Annotated in this window: 17 protein-coding genes and 3 tRNA genes; 10 read left to right on the forward strand and 10 right to left on the reverse strand. The window is 57.7% G+C overall.

What is annotated here, in order from left to right; genetic code table 11:
• Window positions 1–3: 3 nt before the first annotated feature.
• The 8 genes from tssC to EAO82_RS10620 all read right to left on the reverse strand — a co-directional run bounded on the left by tssC (window position 4) and on the right by EAO82_RS10620 (window position 9,806).
• Complete coding sequence (gene tssC, locus EAO82_RS10585; RefSeq protein WP_096347260.1) at window positions 4–1,479, reverse strand: type VI secretion system contractile sheath large subunit; 1,476 nt, start codon at window positions 1,477–1,479, stop codon at window positions 4–6.
• A 36-nt stretch (window positions 1,480–1,515) separates the two neighbouring features.
• Entirely contained in the window at window positions 1,516–2,025 is a 510-nt protein-coding gene (tssB, locus tag EAO82_RS10590) for a type VI secretion system contractile sheath small subunit (protein ID WP_096347261.1), read from the reverse strand.
• A gap of 17 nt (window positions 2,026–2,042) precedes the next feature.
• Window positions 2,043–3,629, reverse strand: coding sequence for a type VI secretion system protein TssA (gene tssA, locus EAO82_RS10595; RefSeq protein ID WP_096347262.1), 1,587 nt, complete (start codon window positions 3,627–3,629; stop codon window positions 2,043–2,045).
• A gap of 685 nt (window positions 3,630–4,314) precedes the next feature.
• Complete coding sequence (locus EAO82_RS10600; protein WP_096347263.1) at window positions 4,315–5,256, reverse strand: PA2778 family cysteine peptidase; 942 nt, start codon at window positions 5,254–5,256, stop codon at window positions 4,315–4,317.
• A 4-nt stretch (window positions 5,257–5,260) separates the two neighbouring features.
• Window positions 5,261–5,665: a PA2779 family protein gene (locus tag EAO82_RS10605; protein WP_410402943.1), complete on the reverse strand. Its 405-nt coding sequence runs from the start codon at window positions 5,663–5,665 to the stop codon at window positions 5,261–5,263.
• Between the two features lie 192 nt (window positions 5,666–5,857).
• Window positions 5,858–7,141: an NAD(P)/FAD-dependent oxidoreductase gene (locus tag EAO82_RS10610; protein WP_096347264.1), complete on the reverse strand. Its 1,284-nt coding sequence runs from the start codon at window positions 7,139–7,141 to the stop codon at window positions 5,858–5,860.
• A 96-nt stretch (window positions 7,142–7,237) separates the two neighbouring features.
• Window positions 7,238–8,782, reverse strand: a complete 1,545-nt coding sequence (locus EAO82_RS10615; protein WP_231703324.1) for a DHA2 family efflux MFS transporter permease subunit — start codon at window positions 8,780–8,782, stop codon at window positions 7,238–7,240.
• Complete coding sequence (locus EAO82_RS10620; RefSeq protein ID WP_096347265.1) at window positions 8,775–9,806, reverse strand: HlyD family secretion protein; 1,032 nt, start codon at window positions 9,804–9,806, stop codon at window positions 8,775–8,777. The genes EAO82_RS10615 and EAO82_RS10620 overlap by 8 nt, the downstream gene beginning before the upstream one ends.
• A 102-nt stretch (window positions 9,807–9,908) precedes the next feature.
• Between EAO82_RS10620 and EAO82_RS10625 the strand changes: the two genes are divergently transcribed.
• From EAO82_RS10625 to trkA, 9 genes are all read left to right on the forward strand, one after another.
• A complete protein-coding gene (locus EAO82_RS10625; protein WP_096347266.1) occupies window positions 9,909–10,874 on the forward strand; it encodes a LysR family transcriptional regulator in 966 nt (321 codons plus the stop codon).
• A gap of 27 nt (window positions 10,875–10,901) precedes the next feature.
• Window positions 10,902–12,377 carry a glutamate--tRNA ligase gene (gltX, locus tag EAO82_RS10630; RefSeq protein ID WP_096347267.1) on the forward strand — a complete coding sequence of 492 codons (1,476 nt, stop codon included), beginning with the start codon at window positions 10,902–10,904 and terminating at the stop codon, window positions 12,375–12,377.
• Between the two features lie 222 nt (window positions 12,378–12,599).
• Window positions 12,600–12,675: transfer RNA gene (locus tag EAO82_RS10635), tRNA-Ala, on the forward strand.
• A gap of 74 nt (window positions 12,676–12,749) precedes the next feature.
• Window positions 12,750–12,825, forward strand: a tRNA-Glu gene (locus tag EAO82_RS10640).
• Between the two features lie 43 nt (window positions 12,826–12,868).
• Window positions 12,869–12,944, forward strand: a tRNA-Ala gene (locus tag EAO82_RS10645).
• 150 nt (window positions 12,945–13,094) lie between these two features.
• Window positions 13,095–14,543 carry a TrkH family potassium uptake protein gene (locus EAO82_RS10650; protein ID WP_096345692.1) on the forward strand — a complete coding sequence of 483 codons (1,449 nt, stop codon included), beginning with the start codon at window positions 13,095–13,097 and terminating at the stop codon, window positions 14,541–14,543.
• Window positions 14,543–15,997, forward strand: a complete 1,455-nt coding sequence (locus EAO82_RS10655) for an ATP-binding protein (protein ID WP_174958833.1) — start codon at window positions 14,543–14,545, stop codon at window positions 15,995–15,997. The genes EAO82_RS10650 and EAO82_RS10655 overlap by 1 nt, the downstream gene beginning before the upstream one ends.
• On the forward strand, window positions 15,994–16,680 hold the full coding sequence (locus EAO82_RS10660) for a response regulator (RefSeq protein ID WP_096345693.1): 687 nt from the start codon (window positions 15,994–15,996) through the stop codon (window positions 16,678–16,680). The genes EAO82_RS10655 and EAO82_RS10660 overlap by 4 nt, the downstream gene beginning before the upstream one ends.
• 99 nt (window positions 16,681–16,779) lie before the next feature.
• Window positions 16,780–18,156, forward strand: coding sequence for a Trk system potassium transporter TrkA (trkA, locus tag EAO82_RS10665; RefSeq protein WP_096345694.1), 1,377 nt, complete (start codon window positions 16,780–16,782; stop codon window positions 18,154–18,156).
• A gap of 13 nt (window positions 18,157–18,169) precedes the next feature.
• Here trkA and EAO82_RS10670 read toward each other — a convergent pair whose 3' ends face one another.
• A complete protein-coding gene (locus tag EAO82_RS10670; protein WP_096345695.1) occupies window positions 18,170–20,422 on the reverse strand; it encodes an Orn/Lys/Arg decarboxylase N-terminal domain-containing protein in 2,253 nt (750 codons plus the stop codon).
• 148 nt (window positions 20,423–20,570) lie between these two features.
• Here EAO82_RS10670 and EAO82_RS10675 point away from each other — a divergent pair, with 148 nt between their 5' ends.
• On the forward strand, window positions 20,571–21,032 hold the full coding sequence (locus tag EAO82_RS10675) for an acyl-CoA thioesterase (RefSeq protein WP_096345696.1): 462 nt from the start codon (window positions 20,571–20,573) through the stop codon (window positions 21,030–21,032).
• Window positions 21,033–21,127: 95 nt separating this feature from the next.
• On the opposite strand, the gene EAO82_RS10680 is transcribed toward EAO82_RS10675, so the two are convergent.
• A complete protein-coding gene (locus EAO82_RS10680; RefSeq protein WP_096345697.1) occupies window positions 21,128–21,409 on the reverse strand; it encodes a pyrimidine/purine nucleoside phosphorylase in 282 nt (93 codons plus the stop codon).
• Window positions 21,410–21,429: the final 20 nt, after the last annotated feature.

The following is a 21,429-nucleotide window of genomic DNA, read 5'->3' on the forward strand; positions in this document are numbered from 1 at the left end:
GGGTTATTCCTTTTCCATCTTGCCGACCAGCGACAGGGTGAAGTCCGCGCCCATGTACTTGAAATGCGGGCGCACGCTCAGACCCACGCGGTACATGCCCGGCTGACCTTCAATATCGCTGACGGTAATCTGCGCTGCCCGCAGCGGGCGGCGGCCACGTACTTCGGCATTGGGGTTGTCCTGATCGGCCACGTACTGGCGGATCCACTTGTTCAGTTCCAGCTCCAGATCGGTGCGCTCCTTCCAGGAACCGATCTGTTCACGCTGCAGCACCTTCAGGTAATGAGCCAGACGGTTGACGATGAACAGGTAAGGCAGTTGCGTGCCCAGGCGGTAGTTCAACTCGGCTGCCTTGCCTTCTTCACTGTTGCCGAAGAACTTGGCTTTCTGCGTGGAGTTGGCGGAGAAGAACGCCGCGTTGTCGCTGCCCTTGCGCATGGTCAGGGCGATAAAACCTTCGTCGGCCAGTTCATACTCGCGACGATCGGAGACCAGCACCTCGGTCGGAATCTTGGTCTCGATTTCGCCCATGCTTTCAAAATGATGCAGCGGCAGATCTTCCACCGCGCCACCGCTTTGCGGGCCGATGATGTTCGGGCACCAGCGAAACTTGGCGAAGCTTTCGGTAAGGCGAGTAGCGAAGGTGAACGCCGTGTTACCCCACAAATAGTCTTCGTGGTTATTGGAGACGTTTTCCTTGTAGACGAAGCTCTTGACCGGGTTGTCTTCCGGGTCATAGGGGTTGCGCAGCAGAAAGCGCGGCAGGGTCAGACCCACGTAGCGCGCATCTTCCTTTTCGCGGAAGGCTTGCCACTTGGCGAACTGCGGGCCTTCGAAATGATCCTTCAGATCCTTGATATCCGGCAGGCCGGTAAAGCTCTCCAGACCGAAGAATTTGGGGCCGGCAGCAGCGATAAAGGGCGCGTGTGACATGCTCGCCACACTCGCCACATGCTGCAGGGTTTTCATGTCCTGGGAGCTGGGGTCGAAGTAGTAGTTGGCAATCAGTGCGCCGACCGGCTGACCACCGAACTGGCCGTATTCGGCGGTGTAGACATGCTTGTAGAGGCCCGATTGCACGATTTCCGGGCTGTCTTCAAAGTCTTCGAGCAGGTCCTGTTTGGACGCGTTGATGACTTCCAGCTTGATGTTCTCGCGGAAATTGGTCCGATCGACCAGTACCTGCAAACCGCGCCAGGACGATTCCAGTGCCTGAAAGCTGGGCTCGTGAAGGATTTCGTCCATCTGCCGGCTCAGTTTGGCGTCGATCTCGGCAAGCATGCGATCGACCATGGCCTTTTTCACCGGCTCCTTGTCATTCTGCGGTTTCAGCAACTCCTCGATAAACGCTGACACGCCGCGTTTGGCGATGCCGTACGCCTCGTCGTCCGGCGTCAGACGGGTTTCAGCGATAATGCTGTCGAGAATGCTGACTTCTCCGGCCTTCTGGCCGCTTTCTGCTGCTGCACGGGTACTCATGAATAAGCGTCCTTGTTTGGGGGATCGGTTAGGTGATCAGGCTTTGGGCTGGTCTTGTGAATCCAGGCCCAGTTCGGCGAGTACCCGTTCACGGGAGTCATCGTCGCTGAGCACGCTTTCGATCGCCTTGCGGAACGCGGGTGCGTTACCTAACGGGCCTTTCAGGGCCACCAGCGCGTCACGCAACTCCATCAGTTTCTGCAGTTCCGGTACCTGAGCGACCAGGCTGGCGGGATTGAAATCCTTCATGGAATCAATCTTCAGATGCACATTCAGGCTGTCATCGGCGTTTTCATCGTTGTGCAGGCGGTTAGGCACCACGAAGTCGAGCGTCAGTTCCTGTTTGGCCAGCACCTCATCGAAGTTGCCCTTGTCGATCGCGATGGGCTTGCGCTGTTCGATGCTGCGGTCATCAGGACGCTGGGTAAAATCCCCCAGCACCATCAGTTTCAGCGGCAGTTCGACTTCTTCCTGGGCGCCACCATTGGTGGGGGTGAAAGTGACATTAACGCGTTCTTTGGGCGCTACTGAGCCGTCTTTGGCCATGATCTTCTCCGTTACAGTTATGGCCCTGAGGCCTGGTCGAGTGCCGCTTCAAGGTCGAGGTGGCACAGCCTTTGGTAGATCTCGTTCTTGCGTTCACGCAGGGCAGGGCTGCTGGGCAGCTTGTCGCAGCATTCGAGCAGTAGGTGCAGTACGCTCAGGGCGAGATCGGGTTCCCAGCGCTCAAGATCAGAGCCTTGGAGAACCTGGTAGAGGGATTCGAGTTGGTGGCGGGCCAGGTCGTACTGCCGGGCCTGAAAACAGAGGCGCGCTTGAGCCAGTTGCCAGTTAAACCGCTCGCGATCGCCTGCGAGGTTGGGCATTGCCTGCTTGATCAACTGAATGCCGGCCTTCAGCGAGCCTTTGCGCAGTTGTTGGATTGCCGCTGCGAGGGCTTTTTCCCAGGGCGGCTGCGCGCCTTCAGTGCCACTGTTTGCCTGGCCTTCGGCGGGCAGGTGATTGCTGCTGGTATGCGGCAGGATATGCGCGCTGATCCAGCGGCGGGTTTCGTCATCAGCAAAGGGCGTTTGATCGTGGAAACATAGCTGCTCCAGACCTGGTAGGCGTTTCAGCAACATTGCCAGTTGGATTTCCACTTCATACATGGCCGCCTGTGCATCCAGGGCTTGCAGACACTGCCAGGCTATAAACTGACCATCGAGCCAAAACGGTGAGCGAGCCAGACTGGCTTCCAGGTCGACCAGTAGTCCGCTGAACTGGGCCTGCTCCAGACGCTCGCGGTAACTTGACAATCGATCGGCCGGCAGTCCTCTGAGCGTTGTGCAGTTGTGTGTATCGTGTTCCGGTAGGGCGTCGATCGGCAGCCATAACAGGGTGCGGGCAAGGCGGAAAGCGCGAGGATCCGTGGTCATTTCCTGTAGCCACCAGTTGCTCAGAAGCCGCGCCTGGTCCTGAATGCTGCGCAGACACTTGTGCGCGTCCCGGCTGTCGTTCACCGCGTTGGGCATGTCGCTATTGGCGTTATTGATCGGGATGATTTTTGCGCTGTTGGCCGAGGTTGATGCCGGGGCAAGACTGTCGTTGGCGCTTTGAATTGGCGGCTCGGGGGCCTTGACCAAGGTCTCGAGGCGTCGGCATGTGGGTATCAACAAGGGCGCCTGGTCGTCAAAGTGGCTGGCCAGACATTGGTCAAGTTCGCGTAACTGCTTACCCAGCCGTTCCAGTGTCTCCGGCTGCGCTGCGCCGGGTTGCAGCTCGGAGACCGCTTGGTCGATGCGCGGTATCAGCCAGCTGAATGCAGCCAGGCGGGTTCGCGGCTTGTGCGGGTGCAGGGCAGGCCAATGTTGGCTGCACAGGTAGTTGAGCGCACCGAGGCCTGCTTCCAGTCCGGTGACAGAGTCCACCTGGTAGAGGCTCCAGGTGAGCCAGACCGCGGCGCGCAGATCCTTGGATTGGGATTGCAGCAGGGCCTCGCAGCCGTCACGTACCAGTATCCAGTCCGGGCCTTGCTTGTCATGCAGGGAATTGGCTTTGTTCAGCTCGTTTTCCAAGCCCTCAAACTCAGCCGAATAGCGCACATCATCGCCGTAAAAATCAGCGTCACTGATGGGCTTCTCAGCCAACTGTCTGTAATGGTTTGCGAGCATGACTGAATCATCAATCCCTGATCTGAGACTCGTTAATCGATTAACTTGAGCGCCAAGTAACCAATTACTAGTCAAGTTGATCGTACAACTTCCATTTAACCAATTAGTTTCATTAACAGGTGCGCAGAAAGTTGCGCACTTTATTCACTGCGCAACTTTCTGCGCAATCTTCTATGTGCAACAAGTTGCGCATAGGTGATGAACGGGGTGTATCCTAGTCGCGGCGAAAGTGAGTAGCAAGGCGATAAACTGTGAACTGTTTTGCTTTCTGAGTAATTAGATATTAACAGCGAAAATGGCGCCAAAATACCATCAATTCCCATCAGACCCATTTTCATGGCACGAATAGTCATAAGTCTTTACTTGTCTGTAAAATTAGGAGCTGGCTGCATGCTATTGAAATAATTGAAAATATTATGCTGCTTCTAGATGGGTCAGATGGATTTTGTCGCGCATCGAGACGCTTGAGTGACTTTGGTCGAAAATGCGAACTGTATCGCATCGTGGCTGCGGAGTTGTTGATTGTTCTGCGTTTATTGCGGTTGGCTTTTCCGCTGCAAGCATCCGGATTTATGCTTTTTAATTTATAGATATGCAGAATAACAAGTAAGAAAGTTGCGAAGGTGTTTGCAAGGCTGGGAGTTAAAGTGCATGCAGTAGGTTACTGCATGCACTGGATTGTTGGCTAATCAGCGCATCGGGGAATAGCACAGCGTCCGTTTTCCGGAGCTGCACTGGATGGGCTAACCGTTTCGCTGGCACAGGCTTGAGCGGCTTTGGCGCTCGTCGGGCAGCCCGTAGCTTCCAGTGCTACAGCGAGATTGTTCCAGCCGGGTTTGAAGTCCGGGAAATCAGTAACCAGCGTACGAAAATGCTCGACGCTTATTTCCGGGTGCTTCTGAGCCCAGGCCACGTTACCCAGGCCAAAGCGGGCAGACGGCTGTTCAGGCCAGGTGCTGAGGGCCGTCGCGTAGGCTTGCCTGGCGCTGTCCAGGCGGCCGGTCTGTTCCAGGTCGCTGGCTGCTTGCAGATACACCAGCGGCTGCGCGTCAGCGGGCAACTGGTGTGGCGGCAGCATGACCCTGGCCCAGCGGTCTGCTCTATCCCAGGTGCGCATAAAGACCTTGAAAGGCTCGCGTTGGGCTTCGCTCAGGCCGCTGTGCACGATCATCTCGCGTTTTTCCAGGTCATAACCGACGACTACCGCATAGTGCCATTGCGGAAACCAGTTAAAAGCCAGGTTCTGCATGATCAATACCGGGTTCCCGGCATCCACCTGAGCCATGACGGCTTTGAGCTCGCCTTCTACCGGATACACCAGCAGGTCGCGTTCACGTGAAGCCGAGACCAGTTCCACTTGGAGCGTGCCTTTGCGTTCAGGGATATACACACGATCCTTGAGCTGGTCGGGAGTGTCTGGCAGGCCGCGATGATTCAGCACCATGGCCAGTGCCGCGGGGCCGCATTGGTAAGCGTCCTGCGCATGAAAGGGGACCTGATCCAGGTAGGTGCTGGCAGGAAGATCAGCCAGGGATTCAGGTGAAGGAACTGCTGTGGGTCGACTTGCACAGGCTGACAGCAAAGCTGCCAGCCCGAGCAGAACCACAAGGTGGGTTAAGCGACGCACCTGATTAGCGGTTGATGCAGTTTACAAACTTGTAGATGTTGGTAGCACACAGCAAGTCGGTAATGATGAAGATCACCAGGAACAGCACGATCACACCGAGGATACCGGCACCAGCAGGGGCTTCATCCAATTGCGCATTGAAGTAGGCCAGTTCATCAGCAGTCAGGCTATTGATGCGCTGCTCTACCTGATCAGGGGAGACACCCATTGACGCCATTTTCTCTTGAACAGCTTCGTCTGACAGCATGCTTTTCAGCGCTTCACGGTCAACACTAACCTGTTCGTTGGTGATCACTTCCTGAGTACCGATCATGCTGGCCTGAGCATGTACGCTGGTGACTGTCGTCAACAGGAACAGTGCGGTTAGCATGATGGACATATAACGCTTGGTAGATTGCATGAAAGTCATAGGGCCTACTCCTGATTTTTTATCTTGAGGCTTCCGTCAACGGTTGCCTTATAAGCGCCGGATGTTCCGGCGCTTACCCCGTAGCATAGCCCTATATAAGGGCGGCTACCTCTGGATTGACAACGCAGACGCTGCCGTGTTCCATCTTTTGTTACGAAAACGTGATCCAACACACTGATTTACAACACGGATTTACCAGCCAAGTTTATCTCTGAGGCTGTAGTACAAAGCGCCCATGGCGGTGAAAGGCACCCGTAGCATTCGGCCGCCAGGGAAAGGGTAGTGCGGCAGGGTGGCAAAGGCGTCGAAACGTTCTGCCTGGCCGCGAATGGCCTCGGAAAGAATCTTGCCGGCCAGATGGGTGTAGGTCACGCCATGGCCACTGCAGCCCTGGGAGTAGTAGATGTTGCTGCCGAGCCGGCCGACCTGAGGCAGCCGCGACAGGGTCAGCAGAAAGTTGCCGGTCCAGGCGTAGTCGATCTTTACATCCTTGAGTTGCGGGAAGGTTTTGATCAGGTTGGGTCGGACCAGGGCTTCCACGTCTGCCGGGTCGCGGGCACCGTAAACCACGCCACCACCAAAGATCATGCGCTTGTCAGCGGAGAGGCGGTAGTAATCCAGCAGATAGTTGCAGTCTTCGACACAGTAATCCTGGGGTAGCAGCGACTTGGCCAGTTCGTCGCCAAGTGGTTCGGTGGTAATCACCTGGGTACCGCAGGGCATTGATTTGGCGGACAGTTGTGGCATCAGATCACCGATGTAGGCATTGCCGGCAACCACAACAAAATCAGCGGTCACCTGGCCTTGCTCGGTATGCACTACTGCTTTGGCGCCCTGATCCACGCGGGTGACGCGAGATTGTTCATGAATGACCCCACCCAGCGATTCCACTGCGTCTGCTTCACCCAGTACCAGATTGAGCGGATGGATATGACCGCCGCTCATGTCCAGCGAGCCACCCACGTACAGATCGGTATTCACTACCTCGCGTATCGCTTTGGCGTCGAGCAATTGCATCTGCGTGTGACCGTAGCGTTCCCAGAGTTTCTTCTGCCCCTCCAGGTGGCTCATCTGTTTGTCGGTGACCGCTGCAAACACGCCGCCATCTTTGAGGTCACACTGAATCTGGTATTTGGCCACGCGCTCACGGATGATGCGCGCGCCTTCAAACGCCATTTCGCCGAGCATTCGCGCTTGCTCGGCGCCCAAAGTCTTTTCGATGACATCGATATCGCGACTGTAACTGTTGACGATCTGCCCGCCGTTCCGCCCAGAAGCACCGAAGCCGACCTTTGCCGCCTCCAGCACGGTGACACGAAAGCCATGCTCAAGCAGAAACAGTGCGGTGGAAATACCGGTATAGCCTGCGCCGATCACGCATACGTCGGTTTCATGCGCGCCTTGCAACGCCGGGCGATCCGCCTTGTTGTTGGCGGAGGCGGCGTAATAGGAAGAGGTATGCGATGTATAGGCCATAAGGTACCTGCCATGTTTGATATTTTTTACAAGATTGGCTGATGCTACCTACGGCAGGGCTTTAATTCCAGAGGGTGGTCAAAAAAAATGACAGTATCAGGGGGCTGCTGGCGGGTTTTTGGGTAGTGGACGAACCAGCAGAATAAACACCATGGAGCAAGCCAGCAGAATGCCGATCAGGTGGAAGGCATCGTTATAGGCCATGATCTGTGCCTGCTGATGAACCTGGTTGTTGAGCATCATCAATGCGGCCTGGGGGTCGCCCAGTTGCTCGGTCAGAATGCCCAGGCGTTCCTCGACCGCTGGATTGCCTGGCACTATGTATTCGCGCAGGAAATCGAAGTAGTGTTTGGCGCGACTGTCGAGGATGGTCGCCAGCGCGGCAATACCCACGGCACCACCTAGGTTGCGCAGAATGTTGTACAAACTGGAGGCGGAGCCGGCTTGCGAGGGCGGAATCATCGCGGTGGCCAGGATCGACATGGGTACCAGCACCATAGGCTGACCCAGGGCGCGGAAGATCTGGATGCCGATAAACTGATCGCCGGCGAAATCCAGGCTCAGGCTGCCGCTGAAAAAGCTGGCGAAGGCAAATAGAAAGAAGCCGGTAGCGCAGATAAGGCGCGCATCCACATAGCGCATCAGAATCGGCACCAACGGAATGATCAATAACTGCGGCACGCCCATCCACATGATCACCTGACCAATCTGCAGCGCGTTGTATTGCTGGATTTGCGCCAGGTAGACCGGCAGCACGAAAACGGTACCGTAAAGCCCCACACCCAAACCGATATTGGCCAGGCTGCCGAATAGAAAGTTGCGATCCTTGAACAGGCGCAGATTGATCAGCGGGTTGTCCCGTGAGAGCTGCAGTATGACAAAGCTGACCAGACTGACAAAGGCAATGACCGCCAGCACCACCATCCAGCGCGATTCGAGCCAGTCCTCGCGATGGCCTTCCTCAAGAAACACCTGCAGGCAACCCAGACCCAGGGCCATGGTTACAATGCCGGCGTAATCGCCCTGTTTCAGCAGCTCCCAGCGCGGGGAGGATTTTTCCAGGCCGTAGAGCAAGCCGCTGATCATGAGCATGCCGGGCACCACATTGATGTAGAAAATATACTCCCAGCCATAATTTTCGGTCAACCAGCCACCAATAGTCGGCCCGATCGAAGGCGCGAAAACAGCGGTAATGGCGAACATGGCCATGCCTTTCGGGCGGTCGCGGGCCGGCAGCTTGGTGAGGATCAGCATGAATGCGAAGGGGATCAGGGCGCCGCCGGCCAGTCCCTGGAATACCCGGAAAATGATCATGCTCTCCAGACTCCAGGCCATGGAGCAGAGTAAGGAGGCGATCACGAACAACGATGACATCGTCACGGCGAAGCGTCGCGGCGACATCACCACGGCTAGCCAGGCGGCCAGCGGAATAATGATGATTTCGGCGACCAGATAGGCGGTGGATATCCACGAGCCTTCCTCCACCGTCGCGGACAGGGCGCCCTGGATATCCTTGAGCGACGAGTTGATGATCTGAATATCCAGAATCGCCATGAACGCGCCGAGAATGGCGCTGAGCAACGCTATCCAGTCACGCCGGCTGGGCGGCGGGATAATCTGTTCCGCGACGCCTTCAGCCACGCAGATCGACCTTGACGTTTACCGACATGCCCGGCCGCAGCTTGGGGCTGAGCGGGTGCTCGTCATCAATCAGTATCTTCACCGGGATTCGTTGAACCACCTTGGTGAAGTTGCCCGTAGCGTTGTCTGGCGGTAACAGGCTGAACTGGGCGCCGGAGGCAGGGAACAGGCTGTCGATAACGCCCGGCACCTCTTCGCCCGGGAAGGCATCAAATTCCAGTGTGGCTTTCTGCCCTTCACGCAGGCCTTGCAGCTGGGTTTCCTTGAAGTTGGCCTGGACCCAGAGCTGTTGTTGCGGCACCAGCGCAAGCAGATGCGCACCGGGCTGTACGTTAAGGCCAATGCGTACTGAACGCTGGCCCACCCGGCCGGCAACCGGTGCAACGATACTGGTGCGGTTGAGGTCCAGTTCGGCGCGCACGATGTCCGCCTGGGCGGCTTCTACCAGCGCGCTCAAACGATCGATATCCGCGCGCAGGGCGTCTTTATTCAGGGTCTGGGTTTTGCTGTCAGCGTCAGCGCGGCGCACCTGCGCCTTGGCGACATCGAGCTGAGCGCGGAAGTTACTCATCTGTTCTTCCGACGCATAGCCGGATTTTCGCAGCGGTGCAATGCGTTTTATGTCCAGGCCAATGCGCCGTTGCTCTGCCTGGCGCGCTTCCACATCGGCCTGCGCAGCGGCAATCAGGCTGTCTTGTTGCAACAGGCGGGATTCAGCTTCGGCTTTTTCCGCCATCCGCATGGCCAGATTGGCCCGGGCATGGCTCAGGGCAATTTCGAAATCGCGCGGATCCAAGCGCACGAGGGGATCGCCGGCAGCTACAACCTGGTTGTCGCTGACCAGCACCTCCGTGACCTGCGCGCTCAATTGGCTGCTGACACGGGCTATTTCAGCATGCACATAGGCGTTGTCGGTTTGTTGGTAAAAACGCCCGATAAACCACCAATGGGCAAAGAAACCCGCGGCCACCAGGGCGACGAGAAGAAAGAAGATGAAGAGACGGGCGCGGACTCGGGACGACATGATTGATCCTGTTTTTGTTCTTGCCCGCACTCTAGCACTGTTCCGCTCAGGTAAAGAGGGGTTAGAATCTGGACACTTTGTTGCATCACAGGAACAGTTGAAATGGGTTTGGATGACGCGCTTATTTTCACTCGGGTAGTCGAATGTCATAGCTTTACCAGTGCCGCACTGACGTTGAGTATGCAAAAGTCCACAGTGAGCCGCCGGATCGCGCAGTTGGAGGAGCGACTTGGGGTGCGCTTGCTTAACCGCACCACACGCAAGTTGCGGCTGACCGAGGTGGGTCAGGCCTATTACGAACGCTGCCGACAGATCATGCAGGAGTTTGCCGAAGCCGAGCAGGCGATCATGCAATTGCAGCGTGAACCCACCGGCCTGTTGCGAGTCAGCTCGCCAATCGAGTTCGGGCAGTTGTTCCTCGGCGGTGTGGTCGGGGAATTCATGCGTTGCTACCCGGCGATTCAGGTGGAGGTGGAGCTGACCACGCGGATGATTGATCCGGTGGAGGAGGGTATCGATGTGGTGATTCACCGCGGCCGCCCCCAGGATTCCAGCCTGGTTGCGCGGCCGATGATGTCGAGCCCGCGTCAGCTGTTTGCCAGCCCTGACTATATTGCCCAGTACGGCATGCCGCAGAAGCCCGAGGAGTTGTCCAAGCACCGGTGTATCCACACGCTGATGGATGGCGGGCGTAAATGGCATTTCCTGGAACCGCAGGTCGCCGTGCAGGTCAACCCGATCTTGACAGTCAACAACATTACCTTTGCCCGTGAGGCCGCGATTGCGGGTGCCGGCATCATCAACGTACCGGCCTTTATCGCCGAGCCTTATGTCGAGCAGGGCCAACTGGTCCGCGTGCTCGAGCATGTCAGGCTGCCGTCCAGCGAACTCTATGCGTTGTATCCGTCCCGGCGTTTCCAGGCGATGAAGGTCAAGGCGTTTATCGACTTCATGATTGAAAGCCTGGAGCGATTCGTTGGTCTGGGTGTGGAGACGGATGTGGAGGCGCTGCTATCATCCATCCCTGCGCAGCCAGAACTGCATGATCCAGATCTGCACGATAAGTAACCGCCGCTTCCCATCACGAGAGATTCCATGACTGTCCGTACGCGTATTGCTCCTTCTCCTACCGGCGACCCCCATGTGGGCACCGCTTACATTGCCTTGTTCAACCAGTGCTTTGCCCGTCAGCACGGCGGACAGTTTATCCTGCGCATTGAAGATACCGACCAGGTACGCTCCACCGCCGAATCAGAACAGCAGATTCTTGATTCATTGCGCTGGCTGGGTCTGGAATGGGATGAAGGTCCGGACGTGGGCGGCCCGCACGGGCCCTATCGTCAGAGTGAGCGCAGTGCAATCTACCATGAGCACAGTGAGCAACTGATCAGCAAAGGTCATGCGTTCCGCTGCTTCTGCAGCAGCGAACGGCTGGATAGTCTGCGCGCCGAGCAAACCGCCAACAAACAGACCCCGGGTTACGATGGGCACTGCCTGACCCTGAGCGAGCAGGAAGTTGCTAAACGGGTGGCGGCTGGCGAGTCCCATGTTGTTCGCATGAAAGTGCCCGAGATCGGGATCTGCCAGGTGCAGGATATGCTCCGCGGCGAGATCGACATCCCCTGGGAGCAGGTGGACATGCAGGTGTTGATGAAGGCCGATGGCTTGCCGACCTACCACTTGGCGAATGTCGTCGACGACCATCTGATGGGTATTACCCACGTATTGCGTGGCGAAGAATGGATCAACTCGGCGCCCAAGCACATGCTGCTGTATCAGTATTTTGGCTGGGACATGCCGCAGCTGTGCCATATGCCGCTGCTGCGCAACCCGGACAAGAGCAAGCTGTCCAAGCGCAAGAATCCGACCAGTATTACTTTCTATGAGCGCATGGGCTACCTGCCGCAGGCCGTTATCAACTATCTCGGGCGCATGGGCTGGTCGATGCCGGATGAGCGTGAGAAATTCTCTCTGGATGAGATGGTCGCGCACTTTGATATTCAGCGTGTGTCGCTCGGCGGTCCGATTTTCGACGTGGAAAAGCTCGCTTGGTTGAATGGCCAGTGGATACGCGAGCTCTCGGTTGATCAATTCGCTACAGCAGTGCAGACCTGGGCATTGAATGCAGAGTATCTGAAGCCAATGATTCCGCTGGTGCAGAGCCGGGTGGAAACGTTCAGCGAGCTGGTTCCGCTGGCCGGGTTCTTTATGACCGGCCAGGTCTATCCGGATGTAAGCCTGTTTGAACACAAGAAGCTGTCGCCGGATCAGGTGCGTCAGGCTCTCCAGTTGCTGCTGTGGAAGCTCGAGGCGACCCGCCAGTGGGATAAGGACAGCATCACCGCGAGCATCCAGCAGATTGCCGAATTACTTGAATTGAAACTACGTGATCTGATGCCGCTGCTGTTTGCCGCTATTACCGGGCAGGCCAGCTCGGTTTCGGTGTTGGACGCCATGGCTCATCTGGGGCCGGACCTGACCCGCTTCCGTCTGCGTCAGGCGCTTGAGCTGCTGGGCGGCAGCTCGAAGAAGGAGGTCAAGGCGTGGGAAAAGCTGTTGGGCGGGCGCTGAAGCGCCCCAGCTGCAAGCGGCAAGCTATAAGCTTCAAGTTGTCCGGGTTTTGTTTTAGTGGTGGAGCAGATCGGAACCGAGGTGCTGCCGGCTGGTCAGTTAGCTTGAAGCTTGAAGCTTGAAGCTTTAGCCCGTAGTTCGCTTGCCGCTTAAGTGCCTGTTCTAGATAAATATGTTGACAGTTCATGGCTCGAATCATAATATGCGCCCCGTCCTAGAGACGGGGCTATAGCTCAGCTGGGAGAGCGCCTGCATGGCATGCAGGAGGTCTGCGGTTCGATCCCGCATAGCTCCACCATTTTTTGGTCACCGCTCTGCGTTGGCCTGTTTTATCACTGCACCGGGGTTCCAGCCCCAGTGAGAAGGGTTTGCGTCCCCTTCGTCTAGTGGCCTAGGACACCGCCCTTTCACGGCGGTAACAGGGGTTCGAGTCCCCTAGGGGACGCCATTGTTTGACCGGTACACATTGTGTATCGGGGTCGTGAGACCACGGGGCTATAGCTCAGCTGGGAGAGCGCCTGCATGGCATGCAGGAGGTCTGCGGTTCGATCCCGCATAGCTCCACCATTACCAAGGGCCGACATTCGTTGTCGGCCCTTTTTTTTGCGCTTTTCGGTCCGGCTTTTACGCAATGTTTACGCCCGGCCAGTCATTTGCGCCTCGTTTGTTTATGCCACGCGCCCTTAGCCTGTACTCCATCATTTCAGGAGTCAGGCTATGCTCAAGTTCCTCCGTCCGATCATCTATGTGTGCGGCATTCTCATGTTGATCATGGCCGGGCTGATGCTGTCGGTAGCCTTGTTTGCCTGGATCCGCCAGGATCCGGAAATGTCGGTCTTTCTGATCAGCGCCGGGCTGGTCTCGGCATTGGGCCTGGTTATGGTGATAGGCGGCCGTACCCCGCATTTTCATTTGATTGCCCGGCAGCTATACCTGCTGACCAGCTTGAGCTGGGTGATGATGTCGCTGGCCGGCGCCTTGCCGCTGTTCTTCAGCCATTTTGAGCTGACCTTTGTTAACGCGGTGTTTGAGGCGGTGTCGGGCATTACCACCACCGGCTCCACGATTCTGGTCAAAATCGAAACCCTGCCGCCAAGCCTGCTGCTCTGGCGCTCTCTGTTGCAGTGGCTGGGGGGGCTGGGTGTGGTGGGCATGGCAGTGTCAATTCTGCCTTTCCTGCGGGTCGGCGGCATGCGGTTGTTCCATACCGAATCCTCCGACTGGTCCGATAAATCCATGCCGCGCATTCAGACCCTGGCGCGCATGTTGTTGGGCACTTATCTGACCATCAGCCTGGCCTGCATGTTGAGTTACTGGTGGGCTGGCATGAGCCTGTTTGATGCAATCAATCATGCGATGGCAACGGTGTCTACCGGTGGGTACGGGACCGATGACCGGTCAATGGGGCGCTTTGGCAGCGCTGTATTATGGGTCTCGATTGTCTTCATGTTGTTGGGGGCCATGCCATTTACCATGCTCATCGGCTTCGCCCGACGCCCAAGTCTGGCTGCGCTGAATAACCAGCAGGTCAAGGGGCTGTTGTTAATCGTCGCAGCGGTCTCGTTGGCGCTCACGGCTTATCTGATCGATCAGGGCTCGCATGAGCCGTTCGAAGCGTTGACTCACGCTACATTCAATCTGGTATCGGTGATCTCCACCACTGGTTTCGCCTCGGGCGATTACACCCTGTGGGGGCCGTTCGCCGTGGCGCTGTTTTTCATGGTGATGTTTATTGGCGGCTGTTCCGGGTCAACCAGTGGCGGTATGAAGGTCTTCCGTTTTCAACTGAGTTATTTGTTTCTGCGCAGCCAGGTTCGCAAACTGGTGCATCCCAATGGCATTTTTGTTACCCAGTACAACGGCAAGCCGGTCAGCGATGACATCATCCTCTCGGCGATTGCCTTTTCATTTCTGTTTTTCCTCTGTCTGGCTGGCTTCACCCTGCTATTGTCGATGATGGGGTTTGATCTGGTCACCAGTCTGACCGCCACTGCCACGGCATTGACCAACGTGGGCCCCGGGCTTGGCCCCATTGTCGGGCCTGCCGGTAATTTCGCGGGCTTACCGGATGCGGCCAAATGGCTGTTATCCTTTGCGATGCTTCTCGGCCGTCTGGAGTTGCTGACGATGATGGTTCTGTTCACACCGATGTTCTGGCGCAGTTGATGACCAAAAAAACCTGGGGCGTGGCCTCTCTCAAATCGCTGATCCTGCCGGTACTGTTGCCCGCGCTGGCGACGCTGCTGGCGGTTATGCTGTCGCCCTTGCTGGCGGTGGCCAATCTGGCCTTGCTGTACCTGGCGGCGGTGTTACTTACGGCGATCAGTACCAGTGTGCGGCCAGCATTGGTTTCAGCTGTTCTCAGTTTTCTGGCGTATAACTTCTTTCTCACTGAGCCCCACTTCTCCCTGCGCATGCTGCACCGCGAGGACATCCTCACCGGCATCCTGTTAATCATGGTCGCCATTGTCACCGGGCATCTGGCTGCCAGGCTCAGCGAGCAAGTGGCGGCGCTAAGGGATAGTGAGCGCTGGAATGCACAGCAGATGGCCTGTGCCAGAGCGCTATCGGTGTGTGTCGCGGCAGAGGAGGTGATCAAGGTTTTTTCGGCGCAGCTGGAAGAAGCTCTGGGCTGGTATGCTCGACCATCGGACAGCGTAATGGCCGGTCAGCATCCCGTGCAGCAGGCGCGCGAAGTCAGTTGGTTTGAGGACGCAGGCGGCGTCAGCCTGATCTTTACCAATTCCAAGGCCGAGCGGGTAGGGGCGATACGCTTGTCCGCCACCGAGCCGTTGCAGAGCACCCATCGGCAGCGTCTGGAGATGCTGGTGAATTTGGCTCGTCTGGCCTGGGGGCGAGTGCAGCTGGAAGCCTCCCTGCGCGATGAAACCCTGGGCAAGGAGCGCGAGCAGCTGCGCTCCGCACTGTTATCATCGGTTTCGCATGATTTGCGTACGCCGCTGGCGACGATGATTGGCTCGGTCTCCAGCCTGATTGACCTGAGCGACTCGCTCAATGCGACACAACGCGCCGAGTTGCTGGACAATACGCTGAGTGAAGCCCGGCGCCTCGATCGCTACATCCAGAAGCTGCTGGATATGACTCGCCTGGGGCACGGTGAATTGACCCTGGATCGCGACTGGATAGGCCTCGACGATATCGTCAGCGTAGTGATGCGTCGCAGCAAACCCCTGGTTGGTGATCTGGAGGTGAAGCTCGATATACCCACGGGCCTGCCCTTGTTGCATGTGCATCCTGCGCTGATCGAGCAGGCGCTGTTCAACGTGCTGGAAAATGCCATTCGCTTTTCGCCGCCCCGCGGCAGGATCTGGCTCAGCGCCGTAGAGGATGACGGCTGGCTGCATGTTGATGTGCGTGATAGCGGGCCGGGCATTTCATCGGACAAGCGCGATCAGGTCTTCGATATGTTTCATACCTTCAGTCACGGTGATCAGTATGCGGCGGGCACGGGCCTGGGCCTGGCCATCTGTCGCAGTATTCTGGCGGCGCATGGCGGCACTGTGTCTGTGCTTGAGAGCGCTACCCGCACGGGCGCGACGCTGCGCCTGAGCTTGCCATTGCCGAAGCCGGTCGATTCGACAGCGGGCGAGCCGCTATGAACCGCGTGTTGATCATCGACGATGAACCGCAGATCCGGCGCTTTCTGACCATCTGCCTGGGTTCCCAGGGCTACCAGTTACTCGAGGCTGAAGACGGGCGGCGCGGCCTGCAACAGGCAGCATTGCACGAGCCGGACCTGGTGATCATGGATCTCGGCTTGCCGGATATGGACGGTCAGCAGTTGCTGCAGAGCCTACGCGAATTCTATCTCGGGCCGGTGATCGTGCTGTCTGTGCGCAATGGTGAGCGAGACAAGGTCATGGCGCTGGATAATGGGGCCAATGACTACGTGGAAAAGCCCTTCGGCGCTAATGAGCTATTGGCTCGCATTCGAGCAGTATTGCGCACCTTCACCGGAGTGTCTGTGCCGCCGGTCGGCTACGAGGACGGCTACCTGAAAGTCGATCTGCTGGATCGGCGCGTCAGCGTCGCCGGGGAAGATGTGCACCTGTCGAAGAAAGAGTTTGAGCTGCTGCGTTCGCTGATCACGCATCCCGGGCGGATTATCACTCAGCAGCAATTGCTCAAGGATATCTGGGGCCCGCACCATACTCACGACACTCACTATTTGCGCATATTTATCGGAAGACTGCGCGCCAAGCTCGGCGATGACCCCACCGCACCGCGCTATATCGAAACCGAAGCGGGCGTCGGCTACCGGTTTCTCGGCCAGCAGGACTAAGCGTATACGCATTGTTTACGCCTTGCCCCGTAGCTGAGCATCGTTTTTTTACAGGCTGGTCAGCAACACTGGACGCATGCACATAACCGGGAGTTACGCATGCGTATCATTATTCTGGGTGCCGGGCAGGTCGGCGGCACCCTGGCCGAACACCTGGCTGGCGAAGCCAACGATATTACCGTAGTCGACCACGACCCCCGGCGTCTCAGGGAGCTGGAGGATCGGTTGGACTTGCGTACCCTTTGCGGCTCCGCTTCGCTTCCGCATATCCTCGCCCAGGCCGGTGCAGAGGATGCCGATATGCTGGTGGCGGTCACCAGTAGCGATGAAATCAACATGATTGCCTGCCAGGTAGCCCAGAGCCTGTTCAACCTGCCGCGCAAGATCGCCAGAGTGCGTGAGCACGATTACCTGACCCACGGGGACGCGTTATTCAGTCGTGAGGCGATCCCGGTGGATGTGCTGATCAGCCCGGAAGCGCTGGTGACCCGCAGCCTCAAACGGCTGCTGCAGTATCCAGGAGCATTGCAGGTGCTGGATTTTGCTGGCGGCAAGGCACAACTGGTGGCTGTAAAGGCGCGTTACGGTGGCGCCCTGGTGGGCCAGCAGATTGCGTCTCTGCGAGAGCATCTGCCCGGTGTGGAAATTCGCGTGGCGGCGATTTTCCGGCGCGAGTGCGCAGTGATCCCCCGCGGTGATACGGTGATCGAAGCTGACGATGAAGTGTTCTTTATCGCCGCGCGCGAAGACATTCGTCAGGTAATGGGTGAACTGCGCCGCCAGGATCGTCCCTATAAGCGCGTGGTCATCGCCGGTGGCGGGCATATCGGCGCGCGGTTGGCGGCGAGCATCGAGGACCGCTATCGGGTCAAGGTCATCGAGTTGAATCTGGAGCGCTGTGAGCTGTTGTCGCAGGAGTTGAAGCAAAGCACCATTTTGCATGGTAGTGCGTCCAATCGTGACCTGCTGATTGAGGAAAATATCGAGGCCACGGATGTATTCCTGGCACTAACCAATGATGACGAGGCTAACGTCATGGCCTCGATGCTGGCGAAAAAGCTGGGCGCGCGTACGGTGATTACCTTGATCAATAATCCTGCCTACGTTGATCTGGTGCAGGGCGGCCTGATTGATATTGCCCTGTCACCCCAGCAGTCGACTATCAGTGCTCTGCTTAGCCATGTAAGGCGTGGTGACGTCGTGGCCGTGCACTCGCTGCGCCGAGGGGCTGCGGAGGCGTTGGAAGCCATTGCCCACGGTGACCAGCATAGCTCCAAGGTGGTCGGGCGCCGGATAGACCAGCTGGACCTCCCGGAGGGCACCACGGTGGGTGCCCTGGTCAGGAACGATGTGGTCTCCATCGCCCATGATCACAGTGTGATCGAGGACGGCGATCATGTGATTCTGTTCGTTGCCGACAAGCGCGCGGTAAAGCAGGTCGAGCGCCTGTTTCAGGTGGGCATAGGTTTTATCTGAAGCCTGCAGCCCGTTAGTCGCCTTTCAGGCAGTCGACACAGTACAGCAGGCTGCCGTCGTCCTGCTGGGCACTGCGCAGGCCATGGATGTCGCTTTCAAAGCCGGGAAACCGCTGGTCCTGGCGGCCGGCAATCTGCAGAAAGTCAGTAATCGCCGAACCGTCTGCCGGAAAGCGTTCACCGGGCATGATTACCGGAATACCGGGCGGGTAGGGCACCAGCATCACCGCGCTGATGCGCCCGGCCAATTGCTCGACCGGCACCATCTCCACCTGACCGCGCACCATGTGCTGGTAGGCGTCGGCTGGACGCACGACCATTTCCGGCAGCTCGGTGTAAATCTGCCGCAAGGTGCGCACCATGCGCTGCTCCTTGTAGAAAGCGTGCAACTGCTGGCAAATATCCTGCAAACCCAGGCCGCGATAATGGCCGGTGGCGGCAACCCCCGGGAGTGTCGCCTCTAAAGGCGCGTTGGCATCGTATAGCCGCTTGAATTCCTGCAGCTCGGATACCAGGGTGCTCCACTTGCCCTTGGTGATGCCCAGGGAAAACAGAATAAGGAAGGAGTACAGGCCGGTTTTCTCCACCACCAGGCCGCGTTCGGCGAGAAAGCGCGTTACCACCGCCGCGGGTATACCGCTCTTCGCCAGGCGCCCCTGTTCTTCGACACCAGGGGTAAGCAGGGTGACCTTGATGGGGTCAAGCAGCGCATAGTCATCGGCCATGGGGCCAAAGCCGTGCCAGTCTTCGTGGTCATCCAGCGTCCAATCGCGGGGCTGAACCTGCTCTGCCTCCAATGCATCCTCCGGTTCCCAGACGTCGAACCACCATTGGTCTTCATGCAGCCGCGCCGCAGTCTGTTGCATTGCGCGGCGGAAAGAGAGTGCTTCATCCAGGGTTTCCTGCACCAACGAGCGACCGGGTTCGCCGGCCATCATTCCGGTGGCGACGTCGATCGAGGCGATGATGCCGTAATGCGGCGAAGTGGAGGTATGCATCATGAAGGCTTCGTTGAAGCGTTCTAGATCAAGCTGCTGCTCAAGGCTGTTCTCGGCCAGAATAATCGAGGCCTGGGATAGCGCGGCCAGGACCTTGTGCGGGGATTGGGTGGCAAACACCAGAGGGTGCCTGGCACGCTCAAAGCCGCGCTTGCTGCCCATGCCATGACGGCCGGCGTAAAACTCGTGAAACGCAGCGTAGCCATACCAGGCTTCATCAAAATGCAGTATGTCGACCGCATCTTCCAGCTCGTCCTTGATCAGTTCGGCGTTGTAGCACAGCCCGTCGTACGTCGAGTTGGTCAGCACCGCCAGGCGGATCTTGGCGTCGCGGCCCTGTAGCAGCGGATGCTCGGCCAACCGCTGGCGCAGATTGGCTGGAGCGAAGGACTCCAGGCTGATAGGTCCGATAATGCCGTAGTCGTTACGCGAGCCGGTCAGGTACACGGGAATGGCGCCGGTCATGATGATCGCGTGCAATATCGACTTGTGACAATTGCGGTCGACCAGCACCACATCATCACGGCTGACAAAGGCGTGCCAGATGATCTTGTTGGCGGTCGAGGTGCCATTGACTACATAGAAACTGTGATCGGCGCCGAAGGTGCGCGCGGTATTGGCCTCAGCTTCGGCGATGGGCCCGTTGTGATCGAGCAGCGAGCCCAGACCAGGCACTGATACGGAGAGGTCCGAGCGCAGTGTGTTTTCGCCGAAAAAGTCATGAAACGCGCGACCCACCGGGCTTTTGCGAAAGGCTACGCCACCGCCATGGCCGGGCGAGTGCCAGGAGTAGCTGGCGCGGCCGGTGTAATCGAGCAGCGCCTTGAAAAATGGGGGCAACAGCTGGCCTAGATAGGCGTGTGCGGTACGCGCGATCTGCCCGGCAATAAAGGGTAAGGTGTCTTCGAACAGGTAGATGATTCCGCGCAGTTGGTGCAGGTCTCGCAGCGCGCTGAGCTTGTCGTTATCCAGACTCTGACGAGTGGTCAGTGCCATGATCGGCAGTTCTGGTGAGCGGCAATGGGCAGCCTGGAACAGCGCTCTGACCGGCTCAAGATCATCCTCCTGGTCGGCAGTGAAGAGAATGCAGGACAGCCCGCGATGTGCTTCGGCGATCAATCGGCCCTCGTCGATCGAGGCAGTGGCCAACACTTCGAGACCTTCCTGCTTCAGCGCTTTGAACAGCTCGGCAAGTTGGCTGCCGGCCACATCCTGGCGGCCGATGTGCGGGTTGATGACCAGAATGGGGAAGTGCAAGTGCTTGAACATGAAAGCCGATTCCTTGAAAGACCTGCCTCCAGACTACACCACAGACGCGTGTGCTGCCTGGTCTACTAGTAAGACTGACGGGTCAGAAAAAGCTTGAGCAATGGTATGCTTTGGACCTTACAAACGATATGGATGGGAGTTAGCGACAGTGAAATGGGATCTGGACAATCCGCACACCCTGGAAATCACCGTGCAGCCGGAGGATATCGACGGCCTAGGTCACGCGAATAATATCGTTTACGTTGGTTGGTTAGAGCGCTGCGCCTGGCAGCATTCCAGCTCTCTGGGTCTGGGGGTGGAGGAATACCGCAAACTGGATAGAGCCATGGCGGTGTTTCGTCACGAGATTGATTACCTGAGCGCCGCCTACGAGGGCGATCAACTGATCATGGCGACCTGGATTATCAGTTGGGATAAAAAACTGCGCATGACGCGTCACTTTCAGTTATGCCGCAAATCGGACGGAGCCACACTGTTGCGTGCCCGCACGACATTCGTTTGCATAGAAGTGTCCACGGGCAAACCCAAGCGTATGCCGCCGATTTTTATCGAAGTCTACGCCAAGGGCATGTCTGCCGATGCCGAGACCGGAGAAGTTACAAGGGATTGAAGCGGGGGATGCTGGAGCGGAATTAACACTTGGAGCTGGAGCTGGAGCTGGAGCGCAAGCAAAGCGGCAGGTGTTGGCCTGCCGCTGCTATGGATTTAGCGGTACTCGCACAGGTAGGCGGTATCTTCCTCTACCTTGAGTTTGAACTTGCTATGCGCGGCCACAACAAACTGGCTGCCAGCGGCATATTCTTCCCATTCGTCGCCACCCGGCAATTGCACGGTGAGCTTGCCGGTGATCACCTGCATGATCTCCAGCTGGTTGGTGCCGAATTCGTACTCGCCCGGTGCCATCACGCCCACAGTGGCGGTACCGTCGGGCTGCTGAAAGCCGATTGACGCGACCTTGCCATCAAAATACTCGTTGATCTTGAACATCTGTGGGCTCCTCGAGAGCG

It is taken from the genome of Halopseudomonas pelagia, assembly GCF_009497895.1.
GTDB lineage: Bacteria > Pseudomonadota > Gammaproteobacteria > Pseudomonadales > Pseudomonadaceae > Halopseudomonas > Halopseudomonas pelagia_A.

Excerpts from the sequence above, each read along its gene's own strand:
- tssC (WP_096347260.1), bottom strand. The coding sequence starts at position 1,479 with ATGAGTACCCGTGCAGCAGCAGAAAGCGGCCAGAAGGCCGGAGAAGTC.
- tssB (WP_096347261.1), bottom strand. The coding sequence starts at position 2,025 with ATGGCCAAAGACGGCTCAGTAGCGCCCAAAGAACGCGTTAATGTCACT.
- tssA (WP_096347262.1), bottom strand. The coding sequence starts at position 3,629 with ATGCTCGCAAACCATTACAGACAGTTGGCTGAGAAGCCCATCAGTGAC.
- EAO82_RS10605 (WP_410402943.1), bottom strand. The coding sequence starts at position 5,665 with ATGACTTTCATGCAATCTACCAAGCGTTATATGTCCATCATGCTAACC.
- EAO82_RS10610 (WP_096347264.1), bottom strand. The coding sequence starts at position 7,141 with ATGGCCTATACATCGCATACCTCTTCCTATTACGCCGCCTCCGCCAAC.
- EAO82_RS10620 (WP_096347265.1), bottom strand. The coding sequence starts at position 9,806 with ATGTCGTCCCGAGTCCGCGCCCGTCTCTTCATCTTCTTTCTTCTCGTC.
- EAO82_RS10625 (WP_096347266.1), top strand. The coding sequence starts at position 9,909 with ATGGGTTTGGATGACGCGCTTATTTTCACTCGGGTAGTCGAATGTCAT.
- gltX (WP_096347267.1), top strand. The coding sequence starts at position 10,902 with ATGACTGTCCGTACGCGTATTGCTCCTTCTCCTACCGGCGACCCCCAT.
- EAO82_RS10650 (WP_096345692.1), top strand. The coding sequence starts at position 13,095 with ATGCTCAAGTTCCTCCGTCCGATCATCTATGTGTGCGGCATTCTCATG.
- EAO82_RS10655 (WP_174958833.1), top strand. The coding sequence starts at position 14,543 with ATGACCAAAAAAACCTGGGGCGTGGCCTCTCTCAAATCGCTGATCCTG.
- EAO82_RS10660 (WP_096345693.1), top strand. The coding sequence starts at position 15,994 with ATGAACCGCGTGTTGATCATCGACGATGAACCGCAGATCCGGCGCTTT.
- trkA (WP_096345694.1), top strand. The coding sequence starts at position 16,780 with ATGCGTATCATTATTCTGGGTGCCGGGCAGGTCGGCGGCACCCTGGCC.
- EAO82_RS10670 (WP_096345695.1), bottom strand. The coding sequence starts at position 20,422 with ATGTTCAAGCACTTGCACTTCCCCATTCTGGTCATCAACCCGCACATC.
- EAO82_RS10680 (WP_096345697.1), bottom strand. The coding sequence starts at position 21,409 with ATGTTCAAGATCAACGAGTATTTTGATGGCAAGGTCGCGTCAATCGGC.